The 18,673-nt window shown below is 35.1% G+C and carries 9 protein-coding genes; 6 read left to right on the forward strand and 3 right to left on the reverse strand.

Going from position 1 to position 18,673, the window contains the following annotated elements:
• Nucleotides 1–33 precede the first annotated feature (33 nt).
• On the reverse strand, nt 34–714 hold the full coding sequence (locus tag ACRD62_RS19415) for an FAD-binding oxidoreductase (RefSeq protein WP_430821779.1): 681 nt from the start codon (nt 712–714) through the stop codon (nt 34–36).
• 288 nt (nt 715–1,002) lie between these two features.
• Between ACRD62_RS19415 and ACRD62_RS19420 the strand changes: the two genes are divergently transcribed.
• From ACRD62_RS19420 to ACRD62_RS19430, 3 genes are all read left to right on the forward strand, one after another.
• A complete protein-coding gene (locus tag ACRD62_RS19420) occupies nt 1,003–5,088 on the forward strand; it encodes a hybrid sensor histidine kinase/response regulator transcription factor (protein ID WP_430821780.1) in 4,086 nt (1,361 codons plus the stop codon).
• 92 nt (nt 5,089–5,180) lie between these two features.
• Nucleotides 5,181–6,062 (forward strand): lysophospholipid acyltransferase family protein, encoded by an 882-nt coding sequence (locus tag ACRD62_RS19425; protein ID WP_430821781.1) that lies wholly within the window; start codon nt 5,181–5,183, stop codon nt 6,060–6,062.
• A gap of 9 nt (nt 6,063–6,071) precedes the next feature.
• Nucleotides 6,072–7,850, forward strand: coding sequence for an AMP-dependent synthetase/ligase (locus ACRD62_RS19430; RefSeq protein ID WP_430821782.1), 1,779 nt, complete (start codon nt 6,072–6,074; stop codon nt 7,848–7,850).
• 52 nt (nt 7,851–7,902) lie between these two features.
• Here the strand turns inward: ACRD62_RS19430 and purL are convergent, their stop codons facing one another.
• A complete protein-coding gene (purL, locus tag ACRD62_RS19435; protein WP_430821783.1) occupies nt 7,903–11,592 on the reverse strand; it encodes a phosphoribosylformylglycinamidine synthase in 3,690 nt (1,229 codons plus the stop codon).
• Between the two features lie 290 nt (nt 11,593–11,882).
• Nucleotides 11,883–13,223 carry a tetratricopeptide repeat protein gene (locus tag ACRD62_RS19440; protein WP_430821784.1) on the reverse strand — a complete coding sequence of 447 codons (1,341 nt, stop codon included), beginning with the start codon at nt 13,221–13,223 and terminating at the stop codon, nt 11,883–11,885.
• Between the two features lie 290 nt (nt 13,224–13,513).
• On the opposite strand from ACRD62_RS19440, the gene ACRD62_RS19445 reads away from it, so the two are divergent.
• The 3 genes from ACRD62_RS19445 to uvrB all read left to right on the forward strand — a co-directional run bounded on the left by ACRD62_RS19445 (nt 13,514) and on the right by uvrB (nt 18,571).
• Nucleotides 13,514–15,424, forward strand: coding sequence for an AMP-dependent synthetase/ligase (locus tag ACRD62_RS19445; RefSeq protein WP_430821785.1), 1,911 nt, complete (start codon nt 13,514–13,516; stop codon nt 15,422–15,424).
• 221 nt (nt 15,425–15,645) lie between these two features.
• Nucleotides 15,646–16,482 carry a hypothetical protein gene (locus ACRD62_RS19450; protein ID WP_430821786.1) on the forward strand — a complete coding sequence of 279 codons (837 nt, stop codon included), beginning with the start codon at nt 15,646–15,648 and terminating at the stop codon, nt 16,480–16,482.
• 85 nt (nt 16,483–16,567) lie between these two features.
• Nucleotides 16,568–18,571 carry an excinuclease ABC subunit UvrB gene (gene uvrB, locus ACRD62_RS19455; RefSeq protein WP_430821787.1) on the forward strand — a complete coding sequence of 668 codons (2,004 nt, stop codon included), beginning with the start codon at nt 16,568–16,570 and terminating at the stop codon, nt 18,569–18,571.
• The last annotated feature ends 102 nt before the right edge of the window (nt 18,572–18,673 follow it).

Here is an 18,673-nt window from a genome sequence, read left to right on the forward strand (position 1 = left end):
AGCTGTTAGCTGCTGGCTACTAGCTTTAATTTGTTAAAAATAAACTTCTGCGTGAATGTTATCGGTACTTACCCCCTGCTCTTCCAATATATCATACACATCATGTATCATATTGCAATTCCCACACAAGAAATACTGAACATCCTTACCGAATTTGTTTTCTTTCAGGTAATCAGTAACCCTTCCATAATAGTTACCTGTTCCCTCACGCGATGTACACTTTACATAACGCTTTTTGTCGTATGTTTCTGACTCATATCCTTCCGACCCATATTTTACACCATGCAACAAAGTATAATCAATCTCAGGTTTTGATAAGACAAAACTATGAAAAGGTGAAACTCCGGTACCACTGGCAATAAATACGTATTTCTGATTCTTTGGCAGTTTGTTATTGATTGTAAAATAACCTACAGGTTCTTCTACCACAACAAAGCCACCTTTCTGAAGTTTCTTCAGGCTTGGCGAAACCAACCCATTTTCAACTTCCTTCACCAGTATTTCAATATAATCATCATTTTCGGCACTATATATTGAATATTCCCGAGTATGAATTCCATTAGGTGGTCCTACACATATATGCTGACCAGCTTCAAACTCCAGTCCCTTGCGCTCAAAACGCATAACAAAAGTTGAATCTGTTAAATTACGAACTTCTAAAATTTCGTGTAAATCGGTTTTAATCTTATTGGCCACAGGCACTTTATGACTCATTTTATCTAAACTTTTCTAATTAATTAAATAAGGTTACTGCTTTAAACAGGCTCAGAACAATTTGGTTTAAATTAAGAGAATGCAAAATTGGTACTTTTTTACTTAATTAGACAAAGAAAAGTTCGTTAAAAAAGGATAATTTTATCCTTATATATTTAAGCACAAAAATATTAGCTAAAAAAAGTTTTTGAAAGAACTTCATAAGGATAAACAAGATTTCATTTTGTAATGCATTTATTTTAGCTATTTTTATTCACGTTTAACCCAAATAATATTTCCAAACCATCTATGAATGAATTAAATCGAAGGTTCGTTATCACCTTTCTTTTAGTATCAATACTTTCAGTATCTGCTTATTCACAATTTTCACAGTATCGCTTTGAAAGTCTGGATACAGATGATGGGCTTAGTAATAACTCGGTTAATTCCATTATACAGGACAGCAGAGGTTACATTTGGTTTGGAAGTTATTATGGATTAAACAGGTACGATGGATATGAAATAACTAATTTCTACCATAAGCACGATGAACCCAACACTATTTCTGACAACTTCATTACTTCGCTGGTAGAAGACGAAGAAGGAAATATATGGATAGGTACAAAATTCGGATTAAACAGATTTCATCACGACACTGAACAAATCAGTACATTTTATGTAGACACAGTCCAAGGTTATTCTATCTCAAATAACCAGATTGGTGCCCTATTAATGGACGATCAAAACAGGTTATGGATTGGAACAATGGGTGGAGGATTAAATTCTTATAATAAAGAGACAAAAACTTTTGATGCCTTTCCACAAAACCATAGGCAATATAACTACATTAATTATATATCTGCATTGTGCAATGGTAGTGATGATGAACTGTGGATGGGGACCTATGGAAATGGACTTAGTCTGTATAACAAAAATTCCAGGACATTTAAACACTTCGACTTTGAAAACATGCAAATTAACAGTTTGCTTGATGATGGATTGGGTTTTATCTGGATTGCCACCAATAACATGGGTTTATATAAATTTAGTAAGGAGAATTATCAATATATAAAGCTAAATCTTAACAAAGATGGTAATGACAATATCAACATTATTATGTCCTTATCTCAATCTCAAGATGGCAAAATATTAGCTTCAATTGATGGTGATTGTATTTATGTGATTGATCAAACAAATAATCAGGTAATCTACAATACAGAACTGGCAAAAGCATTCAGAGGACTTGATACCAAAGCCGTTTATACAGTATTTGTTGATGGAAACGGATTATATTGGATTGGTACTATAGGTAAAGGTATCAGATTGTTAAATCTGGACCGAAACCGCTTTACCTATTTTACCAATGAGCCGAATAATCCCTTCAGCCTGAGTGAAGATGCTGTGATATCATTACTGCAGGACAATAAGGATAGAATCTGGATTGGAACTGACGGTGGAGGCCTAAACCTTTTTGATATACATAACGGAAGATTTAAGAGATATACTCAACAAAGTTCTAACCTGAAAAGTAATGTTATTAAACGATTGTTTGAAGATATAAAAGGTAACATCTGGTTGGGTACTTATGGTGGTGGATTAGCTTTATTCAACCCTTCAAACGGTAATTTTAACTCATACAATCCAATTGAACCTACTAAAAATGAAGAACTTTATTTATCGGTATGGTCAATCGGCCAACAGGAAGCTAACCAGCTTTGGGTAGGTACACTTGGGAATGGTCTTTTTAATTTTGATATTCAATCAAAAGAGTTCAAACCTTTAAAAGAAATATTTCCCGCTTTAGGCTATGTCTTAAATGATTATATACTAAGCTTAAAAGTTGACTCTAAAAACAATTTATGGATTGGAACCAGCAATGGTGTTTACGTATGGTACTATCAAACCAAACAATATAAGCGCTGGCTATTTGATGAGATCAACAATAGTGGCGTTGGCAAGAATGCAATATTAACCATTAATGAGAGTTATGATGGCAACATGTGGCTTGGCACAAACGGCGGTGGAGTCATTATTATCGATCCCCAAAATGGTACTTTTAATGAACTAGGCATAAAAGATGGATTGGCTCAGGAACAGGTTTATGATATCAAACAAGATAACAACAATCGGATATGGATTGCCACCCAGGGAGGAATATCAAAATACGATATAGAAACCGGACGTTTCCAGAATTTTGATAATCGGGATGGATTGATTGGCAGTGCTTTCAACACTTTGATGATAACCGATTCTGATCTGATATTTGCTGGAAGTGTTAAAGGTTTAAATTATTTCAATCCTAACATTACAAAAGAAAATGCTTATGTTCCTCATGTTCAGTTGACCAACCTACTGATTAATAATGTACCCGTAAAAGTAGGTAGTGCTAATAGTCCGTTGACTAAAAACATTGCTGATACTAAAGAATTGGTACTAAATCACAAACAAAATAATTTTGGAATTGAATTCGTGGCCATCAACTACTATTCAGAAAAAAACACCTATAGCTACCTGTTAGAAAACTCTTCTGAAAGCTGGAGTGAAAATTCTACAAACCGTATTGCCAAATACAATAATTTAAAACCGGGTAATTACATTTTTCGAGTTAAAGCTGCCAATAATGATGGTATCTGGAGTCATTCAGAGACAATACTTCACGTAAAAGTATTAGCACCATGGTGGAAAAGATGGTATGCCTTTCTTGCCTATTTTCTTACTCTGGGCATTATTATATATGCCTATATTCGTTATTCTATTCTTTGGATTGATTTAAAAAGAAAACTTCAGTTTGAATCAATGGAAAGTCAGCGTATTAAGGAGCTTAACCAGATGCGTCTGCAATTTTTCACCAACATATCTCATGAATTCCGTACGCCATTAACCTTAATTGCCGGCCCATTGGAAGCCCTTCGAAAAAGACTAACCCTGAATAACGATGACAAGGAGCTCTTTGTGATTATGCATAAAAACACCAACCTTTTATTACGATTAATAAATCAGGTGATGGATTTCAGAAAAGTTGAAACCGGCTCAATGGAATTAAATGTTACCACAGGCGATATTATTTCGTTTATAAAAGAGTCAGCTCAGGCTTTTTCATATATGGCTACTGAACACCAAATTAATTTCAAAATCAAAACTAGTATTGAAAGCCTTGTTATTCAATTTGATGAAGATGTTATTGAAAAGGTAATATACAACCTCCTATCTAATGCTTTTAAATATGGCAAAGAAAATGGCGAAGTAATTCTATCAGTAGATATTGAAGAATGTTTAGACAAAAAAGATCGCAATTGTTTATTAATAGCAGTTATTGATGATGGACCCGGTATTCAAACTGATGATCCGGATAAAGTATTCGAACAATACAAACAATTTAATCAAGGTATCCATAAACATAATCCAGGCACAGGAATTGGGCTTCCATTAGCCAAATCACTGGTAAAGCTACATGGTGGCACACTTAATGTGAAGTCGGAAAAAGGAATTGGAACTACTTTTACTGCTTCCATTCCCTTTGTGATCGATAACAGAGACCTAGAATCACATAACAATCAAAAACACTTTGAAGTGCCTCTTGCCACAGTCAACTCAACACCCAATTCTGAACCTTATAAAGAGGTAAAACATAAATACACATTAATAATAATCGATGATAATGGAGAAGTGATTAATTATTTAAACAGCATTCTTCGCAATCATTACAATATTATTAAGGCATATGATGGAGAGCAGGCCCATAAATTAATAGTTAACCGTTCAGTAGATTTAATAATTACCGACGTGATGATGCCCAAGTTGAACGGAATTGAATTATGCCAATTAGTTAAAAATGATATCCAAACCAGTCACATACCGATTATTTTGCTTTCGGCCAAAAGTTCAGTTGAAAACAGAATCGAGGGTATATCAATTGGAGCAGATGCTTATGTTCCAAAACCCTTCAACCCTGATTTATTAATTGCATACATCGAAAACCTGCTACATAGCAGGGAGAAACTAAAGGAACTGTTTACAGGTAATTCTATCATTGTTCCATCAGAAGTAACTTCAAGTGGTATTGATGAGAAATTTGTGACAAAAGCGCTTGAAATTGTTAAAACAAATATGGCCGACGAAACTTTTGGAGTTATTGAGCTTGGTAATGAACTGAATATGAGTCGTAGTAACTTACATAGAAAACTAAAGGCTTTAACTGGTAAATCAACATCTGATTTCATCAGAACCATTCGCTTGAAAGAAGGAGCCATAAAACTTATTTCAACAGATTTGCAGATAGCCGAAATTGCTTATCAGGTTGGCTTTAACAGCAGCTCATATTTCATTAAAAGCTTTAAAAAAGAATTTAATATGTCGCCAGGACAGTATAAACAAATGCAATATAAGTGGAAATAAGTCTAATTGGGAGAAATAGACATCTTACTTTGAAGATTATTCATTATTTTGCGACTTAAATTCAAGCTTTTAATTTTTATTCATATCAATATATGAATGTCATATTCGGGGGATTATTCTATTTTTTTATAGCTATTATTGGTATAACGCCATTTTTTATTCTCTATCTTTTTTCTGATTTTACCAGAATAATTTTAGGAAATTGGATAAAATACAGGCAAAAAGTAATTCAGTCAAACCTTAAAAGAGTATTTCCTGATAAACGTGAAAGTGAAATAAATGAACTGATTAAACTTACTTATCAAAACCTGGCTGATAATCTGGCCGAGAGTCTTAAAACATTCACTTTACGCAAATCAACCATCGCAAAACGTCATACAATTCTTAACCCGGAATTATTAGATAAATATCTGCAAAACGGTCAAAGCGTAATTGGAGTTACAGCCCATTATAATAATTGGGAATGGGGAAGCGTATCAGCAGGAGTGCAAACACCATACCGATATATCGCATTTTACAAACCCATCAGAAATAAAATCATTAATAAAGCAATCCTTAAAAGCAGGTCAAGATGCGGAACTGAATTAGTTTCCATTTACGAAACTTCAAAAACATTTGAAGCAAACAAAAATAAACCATGCGTATACCTTATGGCTGCCGATCAAAGTCCATCGGATAAACAATTAAAACATGCCTACTGGATTGATTTCTTAGGACAAAGAACAGCCTTTCTTCATGGGATGGAGAAACATGCAAAAGCTAATAACTACCCTGTTATTTATATTAATATTCAACGAATTAAAAGGGGATTCTATACCGTTGAATTGTCAGATTTATGTAGTAATCCCAGCGCTTTAAAGGATGGAGAGTTAACAAAGCGCTATGTCAAAAAACTGGAGGAAATCATAATTGCAAAACCGGAAAACTGGTTATGGTCTCACAAAAGATGGAAACACTCTCCTGAAACAAAATAGGGGAAACACATGATTGATGAACATATCGCACACATGCTGCGTAATAGAGCTGAGAAATATGATCTGAGGGAAGTATTCAGGTACAAAATTGAAAATACTTATCATTCAATTAACTGGAGAACATTTAAGAACCAATCTGAAATTATAGCATCCTTTCTATTAAATTGTGGCGTTAATATTCAGGATAATATCGGAATATTTAGTTATAACTGTCCACAATGGACAATTGCAGATTTAGCTATATTATCCTGCCGATGTGTGATAGTTCCCTTCTACTCCACCTCAACTACACAACAACTCGAATACATCATCAATGAAACGGAAATGAAGATACTATTCATTGGCGATGAAGAACAAGTTCAAAAAGCACTTCCTCTGTTAAATATTGATACATGCTCGTTAGAATTGATCATCACCTTTAATTGTCCTCAGCAAAAGGATGATCGTGTGATTGAATTGGAGACAATCATGAACTCAAATTATTCAAATCGAACACAAACTGAACTCGCTGAAAGATTAAACAGTGGACAATCAAGCGATTTAGCTACCATCATATATACTTCAGGAACAACAGGTGAACCTAAAGGTGTTATGCTGGATCACAGCAATTTTATGGCATCATTCAGAATACACAAAAAAAGGCTTTCTGTTGATGACACTGATATTTCCTTATGTTTTTTACCATTAAGCCACATTTTTGAACGAGGATGGACTTATTTTCTTTTATATTCAGGTGGAACGAACGTTTACAACAAAGATCCTAAAGAAATTACAAAAGAGCTTCCGATTGTACAACCAACTGTAATGTGTGTAGTACCACGCTTTTTTGAAAAAGTCTATGATCGTATTATCTCTGTATCAGAAGAAGGTGGTACTATTAAAAAAAGCATATTCAACTGGTCAATTGCTGTTGGTCATAAATACATTGAATATCAAAAAGATGACATAAAAACACCATACTTGTTATCAATTAAACACTCTGTTGCTGATAAACTGGTATTTTCTAAAATCAGAAAATTCTTTGGTAATCAGATTAAATTCATGCCTTGTTCGGGCGCGGCCATGACACCAGAATTAAAACGCTTTTTTCACGCATTGGGCATATTTGTAAATTACGGTTACGGTGCAACAGAAACATTGGCAACTGTTTCGTGCATGCGAAGTGATAAATATGATTTTAATTACACTGGCGAAATCATGCCAGAAATAGAAGTTAAAATTTCGGAAGACAATATGATTCTTGTCAAAGGCGAGACCATATTTAAAGGTTACTATAAGAAACCCGAACAAACCAACGAAGTATTAATCGATGGATGGTATTATACAGGCGACCAGGGACAACTAACCGGAAATAACCAACTTTATATGTCAGAACGTATTAAAGACATTATAAAAACATCTACCGGTAAATATATATCACCTCAAAAAATTGAACTTCTTTTATCAAAAAGTGAAATGATTGAGCAAACATGTATAATTGGAGATAGCCGACACTATATTACAGCCCTATTAGTGCCGGCTTATGAGAAATTATCTGAATGGCTTAAGCAAAAAGGAGAAACTATTTCTGAAGTGAATCAAATGATAACCCACAAAATGGTTCAGACGTATTTTGAAGAAATTATTGAGGAAATACAAAGCGAATTACCAATACACGAACAAATAGTAAAATTTGCTCTGTTGCCAGAGCCCTTTACTATTGAAAATGGAATGCTTACAAATTCATTGAAAGTAAGACGTAAGCAGGTAATTTCATGCTATCAAAATCTGATTGAAAGTTTATATTAATAAAAATGGCAACCTGATAAGATTGCCATTTTCTATACTAAGGTAAGTAAATTTATTTCTTTGCTTCCACCCACTTACGGGCATTAACAAAAGCTTCAATCCAGGGAGTTACCTCATCCGCTTTACGATCAGTTGGGTAATGTGCCCATTGCCAAGGGAAGATAGCTCTCTCCAAATGAGGCATCATAGCTAAGTGACGTCCATCTTTAGAGCAGATTGCCGCGGTTGCAAAATCACTTCCGTTTGGATTAGCAGGATATGCATCATACGAATATTTACCTGCAATGTGATATTGATCCTCTGCATAAGGCATATTGAATTTTCCTTCTCCGTGAGCAATCCAAACACCTAAGCGACTTCCTGCCAAGGTATTTAACATTACTGAATTGTTCTTAGCAATGTCCATATTTATGAAGTTCGATTCGAACTTATGCGACTCATTATGCAGCATTGTTGGTTTTTCGGCGTGATCAGGATAAACAAGACCCAACTCAACCATTAACTGACATCCGTTACAAACACCTAAACTCAAGGTATCCTCGCGAGCATAGAATGCATCCAATGCAGCTTTTGCTTTTTCGTTATAAAGGAAAGCTCCGGCCCATCCTTTAGCAGAACCCAGTACATCTGAGTTTGAGAATCCTCCTACAAAAACAATAAAGTTAATGTCTTCCAATCTTTCTCTGCCTGTAATTAAATCGGTCATGTGAACATCTTTCACATCAAAACCGGCTAAATACATTGAGTAAGCCATCTCACGATCACCATTCACACCTTTCTCACGAATGATAGCTGCTTTAACTCCTGATTTCCCTTTACGAACAGCATCCAAACCTAAATCGGCCAACTTACCGCTGAATCCTTCAGTAAAGTTGAATTGTAAAGGTTGATTTTTATAATTATCGAAACGCTCTTTGGCCAACTTCTCAGTACTTTGTCTTCTGTCTAACAAATACGAAGTTTTGTACCATGCGTCTCTCATTTCGTTAATATTGAATGATAAAGTATCAGCTCCTTTAATAATCGTTAAAGTTCTTTCCTCGACAGGAGAACCGATTACGGTGAAACCTAATTCTTTTTCTTCTAACAGAGCAGTTACTTTAGCCACATCTTTCACCTGAATCAACACACCCGGATTTTCAGCAAATAGAATCTTCACTAAATCTTCTTCAGCAATATCTGATAAATCAGCTTTAATACCGTGAGTGGTATTGGCAAAATTCATTTCTAACAATGCGGTTGCCATACCACCGGCAGAAATATCATGACCTGCTAAAATTAACTCATCTTCAATTAAAGACTGAATTGTTTCCAAACCAGTTTTGAAGTAATCAGTATCTGTTACAGTTGGAGCTTCTGCTCCTAGCTTATTCACAACCTGAGCAAAAGTACTACCACCTAATTTATGGCTATCGAACGATAAATCGATGTAGATAATTGACGTATCAGTATCCTTAACCAATACTGGCTCAACAATCTTTTTCACGTCGCTTACTTCAGCTGCTGCAGAAATAATAACGGTTCCCGGAGAATAAACCACATCTCCGTCTTTATATTTCTGAGTCATCGAAAGTGAATCCTTACCCGTTGGGATATTGATTCCCAAATCTGTTGCAAAGTCACTTACTGCCTCAACAGCTTTATATAAACGGGCATCTTCACCTGCATTCTTACAAGGCCACATCCAGTTGGCACTTAACGAAACACCTTTAATACCGTGAGCAAATGGTGCCCAAACAAGGTTCGTTAACGACTCGGCAATAGATAATACAGAACCAGCAGCAGGATCGATCATTGCAGCAACTGGTGCATGACCTACAGAAGTAGCCAAACCAGAAGTACCTGTATAATCGATGGTAGTTGCACCAAGGTTATTCAATGGGATTTGAACCTCACCGGCACATTGTTGCTTAGCCACTTTACCAGTAACAGAGCGGTCCACTTTGTTGGTTAACCAATCTTTACAGGCAACAGCCTCTAATTGCAATACATTTTTAAGGTATTCCTCAATTTTTGATTCATCATATACAACAGGTGCAAACGATTCTTCAACCGTTTTGTCCGTCATGATGGTTTTAGGAGGATTACCGAACATATCAGAAAGTTGCCAGTTGATTGGCGCATTTCCTTTATCATCCTTGAAAACGAAGCTCATATCGCCGGTTGTTTCTCCAACCACATACATTGGAGAACGCTCGCGATCAGCAACCAATTTCAAACGCTCAATATCTTTTTCTTTTAATACCAATCCCATTCTTTCCTGCGACTCGTTACCAGCAATTTCTTTAGCCGATAATGTTGGGTCACCAACAGGAAGTTTGTCAAGATGAATAGTGCCACCTGTTTCTTCAACCAACTCCGACAAACAGTTTAAGTGACCACCTGCACCGTGGTCATGAATTAACACAATCGGGTTTTCATCAGCTTCAGCCATCGCTCGAATGGCATTCATGGCACGTTTTTGCATTTCAGGGTTTGAACGCTGAACGGCATTCAACTCAATGCTGTTATCAAATTCACCGGTAGCAACCGATGATACAGCACCACCACCCATACCAATGCGGTAGTTATCACCACCCAGGATCACAACTTTATCTCCAGCTTCTGGTGTATCTTTTAAAGCATCCGATTTTTTAGCAAATCCAATACCACCGGCCATCATAATCACCTTATCGAAGGCAAATTTCTTTTGGTTCTCGAAATGCTCAAAAGTCAATACCGAACCACAAATCATGGGCTGACCGAACTTGTTACCAAAATCACTGGCACCGTTGGAAGCTTTTATAAGTATTTGCTCTGGCGTTTGATATAACCATGGACGAGCTTCAGTGGCTTGCTCCCAAGCTCTTCCTTCTTCTGAACGTGAATAAGAAGTCATGTAAACAGCTGTACCTGCCAATGGCAAAGATGCTTTACCTCCACCCAAACGATCGCGAATCTCGCCTCCTGAACCTGTTGCTGCCCCATTAAAAGGTTCAACTGTTGTTGGGAAGTTATGCGTTTCGGCCTTAAGAGAAAGAACCGTATCAATTTCTTTAGTCTGGAAAAAATCAGGTTTATCCTGTGTTTCGGGTGCAAACTGAATGGCTTTAGGCCCTTCGATAAACGCAACGTTATCTTTATAAGCCGAAACCAGATAATTTGGATTTTCTTCAGAAGTACGCTTAATCAGCTTAAATAAAGAACTTGGTTTTTCTTCACCATCGATGATAAATGTACCATTAAATATTTTATGACGACAGTGTTCTGAATTCACCTGAGAGAATCCAAAAACCTCACTGTCGGTTAATTTTCTTCCTAATTTCTTAGCTAATCCGTCAAGATAGCCAACTTCGTCATCGCTCAATGCCAAGCCTTCAGCTTTGTTGTAAGCAGCAACGTCTTCAATTTCAACAATCGGATCAGATTCTTTATCAATCGTAAAGATTTCTTGAGCCAATCCTTTGTATAACACCTGCAGCATAGGGTCGAACTCTGCTTTATCCGAATCCACCTCGAAAAATTCCTCGATACGAAGAATTCCACTGATTCCCATGTTTTGGGTAATCTCCACCGCATTGGTGCTCCATGGAGTAATCATCTCCTTACGTGGACCAACAAAAAAGCCTTCTAAAGTTTTACTTTCAGAAAGCTTTGCCCCGCTAAATAGCCATTCGAGTTTCTTAATGTCTTCAGCCAACAAGTCGGATTGGGTGCCGACAGCCAAGATTTTCTTATTGTTTCCCTTGAAAAACAGGACCATGAATGAAATTTTAGAATTGAATATTTGTTTGTGCTGCAAATTTAAGATAAAAACAGAAAAGCATCACATTCTAAAACATTAAAGCACATAAAAAATAATGTTTCTATGGAAGGTTTAAGAACCCATATTCCAAACCATCCTTAAACAATACATTTTTATATGTACTTATGACCTTTTCACTTTTATTAATTGTATTTATTATTTATATATAAAAACAAAAAATGAGGCTACTTTCAAGTAACCTCATTTCGTAATCCAAAATTCAACATGAATTTATTTGAAGCAATTTTTTATCTGTAACGTACGGTTGTTTCAACATTAATCCAGGAGCCAACAGTATATTTCGACCCCTCTTCAATACCTTGAAAGAAACCTGTTTCCTTGTCTGGAATATATTGTGAATAAACATGAATCTGTTTATCAGCTTCTTCACCACACTCAGGATCTACTGCCTTTGCTTTCTTATATTGATCAATAGCAGCCCAATACACAGTTCTGTGTTCGAAATCATTAGAACCATACTTTTTACTTTCCATGGCATAAATATTACCAATTAAGATGTAAGGCATTCCCCATTTACTCTTATTCTGAATAGCTTTGACAGCATATTCTCTTGCCTTTGGTCCATCTTTTGAATAGGAGAAAGTAAGCAATGCCAATTCATAATAATATTTAGCTCTTAAATCATCTACCTCCACCAAATCAATTGCCTTATTATAATATTCGATAGCCCTATCTGTCTGTTCTTGTTTTAAGAAATATCTAGCTAAAAAATAGGCAGCTGAGGCGTTAGGATTAAGTTTATAGTTTTGTTCAGATGCTTTTGCAAACAATTCATTATTAGTACAGTCAAGATTATTCATTAATTGTAACATACGATTTATTGCACCCTGATTATCCTTAATATCCTCATAACGTGGAGTCAGGGCCAATTCAATTTGATTGCAATCATTTAATCCTGTCCCAGCTAATGTCTCACCGCAAGCTTTACTAATTTGAGCTAATAAAGCCTGCTTTTCAGGATTCTTTTCATTTTCTATGTGAATATTAACTATTTCATCGACCTTAATAAAAACATCCAATGCTTCATCTGGGCTAACTCTATCTTGCTTAACCAATGCAGCTGTAGTATTAAACCAATTTAAAGCAACCAATGGTTCAACAGATAGTTTTTGTGAATCGTAACATTCTTCAAAATATCCAAGAGATTCTTCTAATGTCTCTACATTATTTCTACGATACTTTAACAAATCCATTGCTTTTCTTCCCAAAATCCATCCTTTCGGATACTTTGGATGAGAACCAAAATATTTGATTCTTTGGTCATAAACCATCATAATACTATCCAAATAAGCTTCCTTCCTTGAAGCATCTTTCTCTTTTTTCATGTAATGCTTATACAAGGCTACTCCATCGGAATATATACTAACCGTTACATCAGGGCAATTTTTAAACATTTCACGCCATGCTGGCATGGCATAATCATACATCTTTTTTTTAAAAGATAAACTGTATAGTGAATAGTTTTTTAAACACTCAATACTATCTTGCTCTTGATTAGTTTCCTGAGCCTGAGTACTGAACTGTATTAACCCCATAAATACAAGTGCAATAACAATAAATCTCTTCATGACAATTCTAGGTTAAAGTTTAACGACATATGTGCATATTAAGTTAATGAATCAATATTTATGCCACAAATCTTTAAACACCAAATTATCAAATAATTGAATTATCAATTATTTATCAATTGTGTTTATATACGAACAATCAGTGTTCGTTATCGTACATTTGACGAGATTTAAGAATTCTTTGTACTTTAGCAGTTATAAAATAACAAAATTCAATCAGCAATCAATAGCAAAAAACCTTCATTTTAAAGAACTAAGAGAGGTTATTAATACAAATCCAACAAGATATTATGAAAACAATTATTGATTTTTTTGAAGAAACTGTCAAAAACTATCCAAATAATACCTTTGTATGGGAAAAAGAAGATGATTCTTTTAAAAATTACAGCTATCAGGAAATAAAAAAGGAAGTTTACACCTTTGCTAATGGATTATTATCTTTAGGCATTCAAAATGGAGACCGTTTAGCTCTTTTGTCAGAAGGCAGAAGATTATGGTTAGTTAGCGAATTAGCAATCTTTCACATTGGAGCCATAAACGTTCCACTTTCTACGAAACTTGAGGCTGATACTGATCTTATTTTCAGATTAAACCATTCAGAGTCTGAAATAATCATTGTATCAAAGAACCAATTACCCAAAATCAGATTAATTAAGGATCAATTAGTTAATGTAAAAAGGTACATTATACTTGATTCAATAGAGAATCTGGAGGAAAATGAAATAAGCATTAACACACTATACACTAAAGCGAAGGAATTTGATACTGAAAAACCAAATGCTTTAAACGAAGCCATTCAAAAAGTAACACCTGATACTTTTGGAAATATCTGTTATACATCTGGAACAACTGCAGACCCTAAAGGCATAATATTATCTCAAAGAAATTATACCGCTAATATTGAGCAGGCATTTAGTTACATAGAAATTCCTCAGCATTACAAAACATTGGTTGTTTTACCATGGGATCACGCTTTCGCTCACACTGCAGCCTTATACTCTTTTATGCATAAGGGAGCCTCAATAGCATCTGTTCAGATTGGTCGTAATCAGCACGAAACACTAAAAAATTTCGTCAATAATATGATGGAAGTCAAACCCGAAATATTAATGAGTGTTCCTGCATTAGCTAAAAATTTCAAAAAAAACATAGAAAAAGGGATTGAAGCAAAAGGAAATATTGCGACAATTTTATTTAAAAACGGATTGAAATTTGCTTATTGGTATAATGGAACAGGCGATAATGCAGGTAAAGGCCTTAAGATTTTAACGAAACCAATCTATTCTATTTTTAAAAGTATTCTCTTTAATAAGATAAAAGAAAAATTTGGAGGTCAACTACAATATTTTATTGGTGGAGGGGCCTTATTAGATATTGAACTTCAGCGATTCTTTTATGCCATTGGTATGCCAATGTACCAAGGTTATGGATTAAGTGAAGCCTCACCTATTATTTCTGCTAATACTCCCAAATTTCACAAACTTGGTTCATCTGGAAAAGTTGTGAATGACCTGGAAATAAAAATTTGCGATGAAGAAGGAAATGAACTTCCAATTGGTGAAAAAGGAGAAATCGTTATCAAGGGTGAAAATGTTATGAAAGGTTACTGGAAAAACCCTGATGCTACTGAAGAAACAATAAAAGAAGGTTGGTTATTTACCGGTGATTTAGGATATCTGGATTCAGAAAATTATTTATATGTTTTAGGTCGCTTCAAAAGCCTGCTAATTGGTGCTGATGGAGAAAAATATAGCCCTGAAGGAATTGAGGAGGCTATAATAGATCACTGTCAGTTTATCGACCAGTTTGTTTTACACAATAATCAAAGTCCTTACACCACAGGTTTAATTGTGCCTAATAAAGAGAAAATTCAATTATGGTTGAAACAATATAATAAGTCAATAGAAAATTCAGATACTATTCAGGAAATTCTTGATATACTGAAAAACGAAATTGACCAAGTAAAAAATTCAACTTCACCTGAATTAACTTTCCCTACAAGATGGATGCCATCTACATCAGTTATTTTACCTGAAGCATTTACTGAAGATAATAAATTAATAAATAGTACAATGAAAGTGGTTAGAGGGAAAGTGGAAGAATATTTCAAACAGGAAATTGAATTCTTATATACCTCCGCAGGGAAAAATTTTAACTCAGAATTAAATAAAAACAATTTAAAATCATTTATAATTGGTTAGTGATAGACTATATTTTCAAGAAGTTTACTACATTTAATCAAAATTTAGTAACAATTTGGGCTAAATTTAAGTCTAAAGGAACGTAACATTCACTATTAAAAATTGATAATCTATAAAGTTTTTAGCTTAGAAATGCCATTTTTATGCTTTTTACAAAAAATTGATTTTTCTAATAACAAACTTTTTCACATTTTTACATTCAAAATTCAAAGCACATTCGAATGCCGAAACCAATACGATATCTCATCCTAACACTAACTGTGTTTGCTTTTGTCAGTCAAGCATCAGCTCAACGAAGACGCAGATCAACATTATGGGATGGAGTGCACCTTACGCCACGGGCGGGTATTAACATGTTTTATGGTGATTTAGTTGATCAATCCAGAACCAGTTATTCATTGGGAGGTGCTGCTGAAAAAGAGTTGTTACCATTTTTATCTGCCCGGATTCAATTGATGGGTGGAAATATGAAGGGTGAACAAAACTATACCGACACGGATGTATTGTATACCTATTTTGAAAATTACTATGCTGATTTTATGGTTGGACTAAAGTTCAAACCATTAGACTTGGCATTAGGTTATTTTAAACAGAGATCTTTTAGTCCATATATGATCGGACAGTTTGGTTTAGTTTATTACAATACAAAAACATGGTATGGTCCTGCAGGATTTGATCCCAACACATTGAGACATCACGTTTCAGGAATTGCGCCAGCTGTGTCAGGAGGCTTAGGTTTATCCTACTGGGTTAATTCTGTAATTAGTGTAAATGCAGAATACACTGCAACATTACCTTTTACTGATATGGTTGACGGACATAAAGAATGGTATAGCGGCACTCCCGATAACATTGTAGCAGTTCACCCGACAGATGCATCCGATTTTTATTATACAGCAACAATTGGCGTTTCTTTCCTACTCAAAGATAGTAAATGGAAAAACGAACCTAAATACAACAGAAAAGCTTACCTAAAAACAAGACGACAAATGAGTACTTCTTCGAGGAAAAATCTCAAATCGATAAACAAACGACGAAAATCACTTAGAAGAAGATAAAAATATTTAAAGAGCTGCACTTGCGGCTCTTTTTTGTTACCATTCTTTATCTTTTCTTAAATTTGACCAAATCAAGACTGAAAGAATGGATTTTAAAATTACGGCAGACTTCTCTCCTACAGGAGATCAACCTCAAGCTATTATTGCCCTAAAAGAGGGAATATCTAATAACGCCAAGCATCAAACACTTTTAGGAGTTACAGGGTCAGGTAAAACCTTTACCATGGCTAATGTTATTAAAGAAACTCAAAGACCTACTTTAATTCTATCACATAATAAAACACTTGCTGCACAGCTTTATGGTGAGTTTAAAACCTTCTTTCCTGATAATGCAGTTGAATATTTTGTTTCCTATTACGATTATTACCAACCAGAGGCATACCTTCCCGTGACAGACACTTATATTGAAAAGGATCTTTCAATAAATGATGAAATTGAAAAACTACGACTCAGTGCAACGTCTGCGTTACTATCAGGAAGACGGGATGTAATTGTAGTGTCTTCTGTTTCTTGTTTATATGGAATAGGAAATCCGGAAGACTTTCATGAAGGTGTCATATATCTTAAAGTTGGAGATCAGATAACCAGAAATGCTTTTTTACGCCAATTAGTGGACAGTCTATACTCCAGAAACGAAGTAATGTTTGAAAGAGGAAATTTCCGCGTAAAAGGTGACACTGTTGAAATTTTCCTTGCCTATTCAGATTATGCATTCCGAGTTATTTTCTGGGGAGATGAAATTGAAGAAATTGAAACTTTCAATCCTGACAGCGGAGCAAAAATCGAATCACTAGATTCAACAGTTATCTATCCTGCTAATATATTTATTACCTCAAAGGCAAAAACCCAACAAGCCATTAAAGAAATTCAGGATGATTTAGTTCAACACTTATCATTCCTGAGAGAAAATGGTAAGAAGCAGGAGGCAAAAAGACTTGATGAAAGAGTTAATTACGATCTTGAAATGATTCGAGAACTTGGGTATTGTCCTGGAATAGAAAATTACTCCAGATATTTTGATGGTAGAAAAGAAGGAACTCGTCCCTTCTGCCTACTCGACTATTTTCCTGAAGATTTCCTAACCATAATTGATGAAAGCCACGTAACTATTCCTCAAATCAGAGCCATGTATGGTGGCGATAAATCAAGAAAACAAAACCTGGTTGAATATGGATTCAGATTACCCGCTGCAATGGACAACAGACCGCTTAGATTTGAGGAATTCGAACAATTAGTTAATCAAGTTATTTATGTTAGTGCAACCCCTGCTGATTATGAGTTAGAAAAATCTGAAGGTGTTATTGTTGAACAACTAATTCGTCCAACCGGACTAATTGACCCCGTCATCGATATCCGACCAAGCTTAAATCAAATTGACGACCTCATTAATGAAATACAGGAAAGAATTGAGAAAAATGAGCGTACTCTTGTAACTACCTTAACAAAACGGATGGCTGAAGAATTAACTAAATACTTAAACCGAGTATCTGTTAATTGCGAATATATTCATTCTGATGTTGACACTTTAGAGCGTGTAAAGATAATGGAAAACCTTCGGGCAGGAACATTAGATGTACTGGTTGGAGTTAACCTTTTAAGAGAGGGATTAGATTTACCAGAAGTATCTCTGGTTGCTATTCTTGATGCTGATAAAGAAGGTTTCTTGCGATCTGAACGATCACTTACCCAAACAGCAGGACGAGCAGCCCGAAATTTGAACGGAAAAGTTATCATGTATGCGGATAAAATTACCAAAAGTATGCAGGCAACTATTGATAGCACTAATTACAGGAGGTTGAAACAGCTTAAGTACAATGAAGAAAACAACATCACTCCTACTCAAATAAACAAGCAAAATACAAATGTTTTAAAAGGTAAAGCAAAAGCTTACGTTGAACCCGAAGGGAAAGATATTGCTGCCGATCCTGTAGTTGGCTACATGAGTAAAGAAGCTTTGCAGAAAACTATAGATAAAACAAAAAAGGAAATGCAAAAAGCAGCAAAAGAACTGGATTTTATACTTGCTGCTCAATACAGAGATGAAATTATTCGATTAGAAGAACTATTAAACAAAAAGCCCTCGAAATAATCGAGGGCTCCTGTTTTGTGCGAAAGACACCCATTTTCAGAACATGGAGTTAACAAGGTCATAAATTTGTTGCTGGATATTGTTGTTTCTTAAACGGACTGT

The organism is Carboxylicivirga caseinilyticus, assembly GCF_050589785.1.
Lineage (GTDB): Bacteria > Bacteroidota > Bacteroidia > Bacteroidales > Marinilabiliaceae > Carboxylicivirga > Carboxylicivirga caseinilyticus.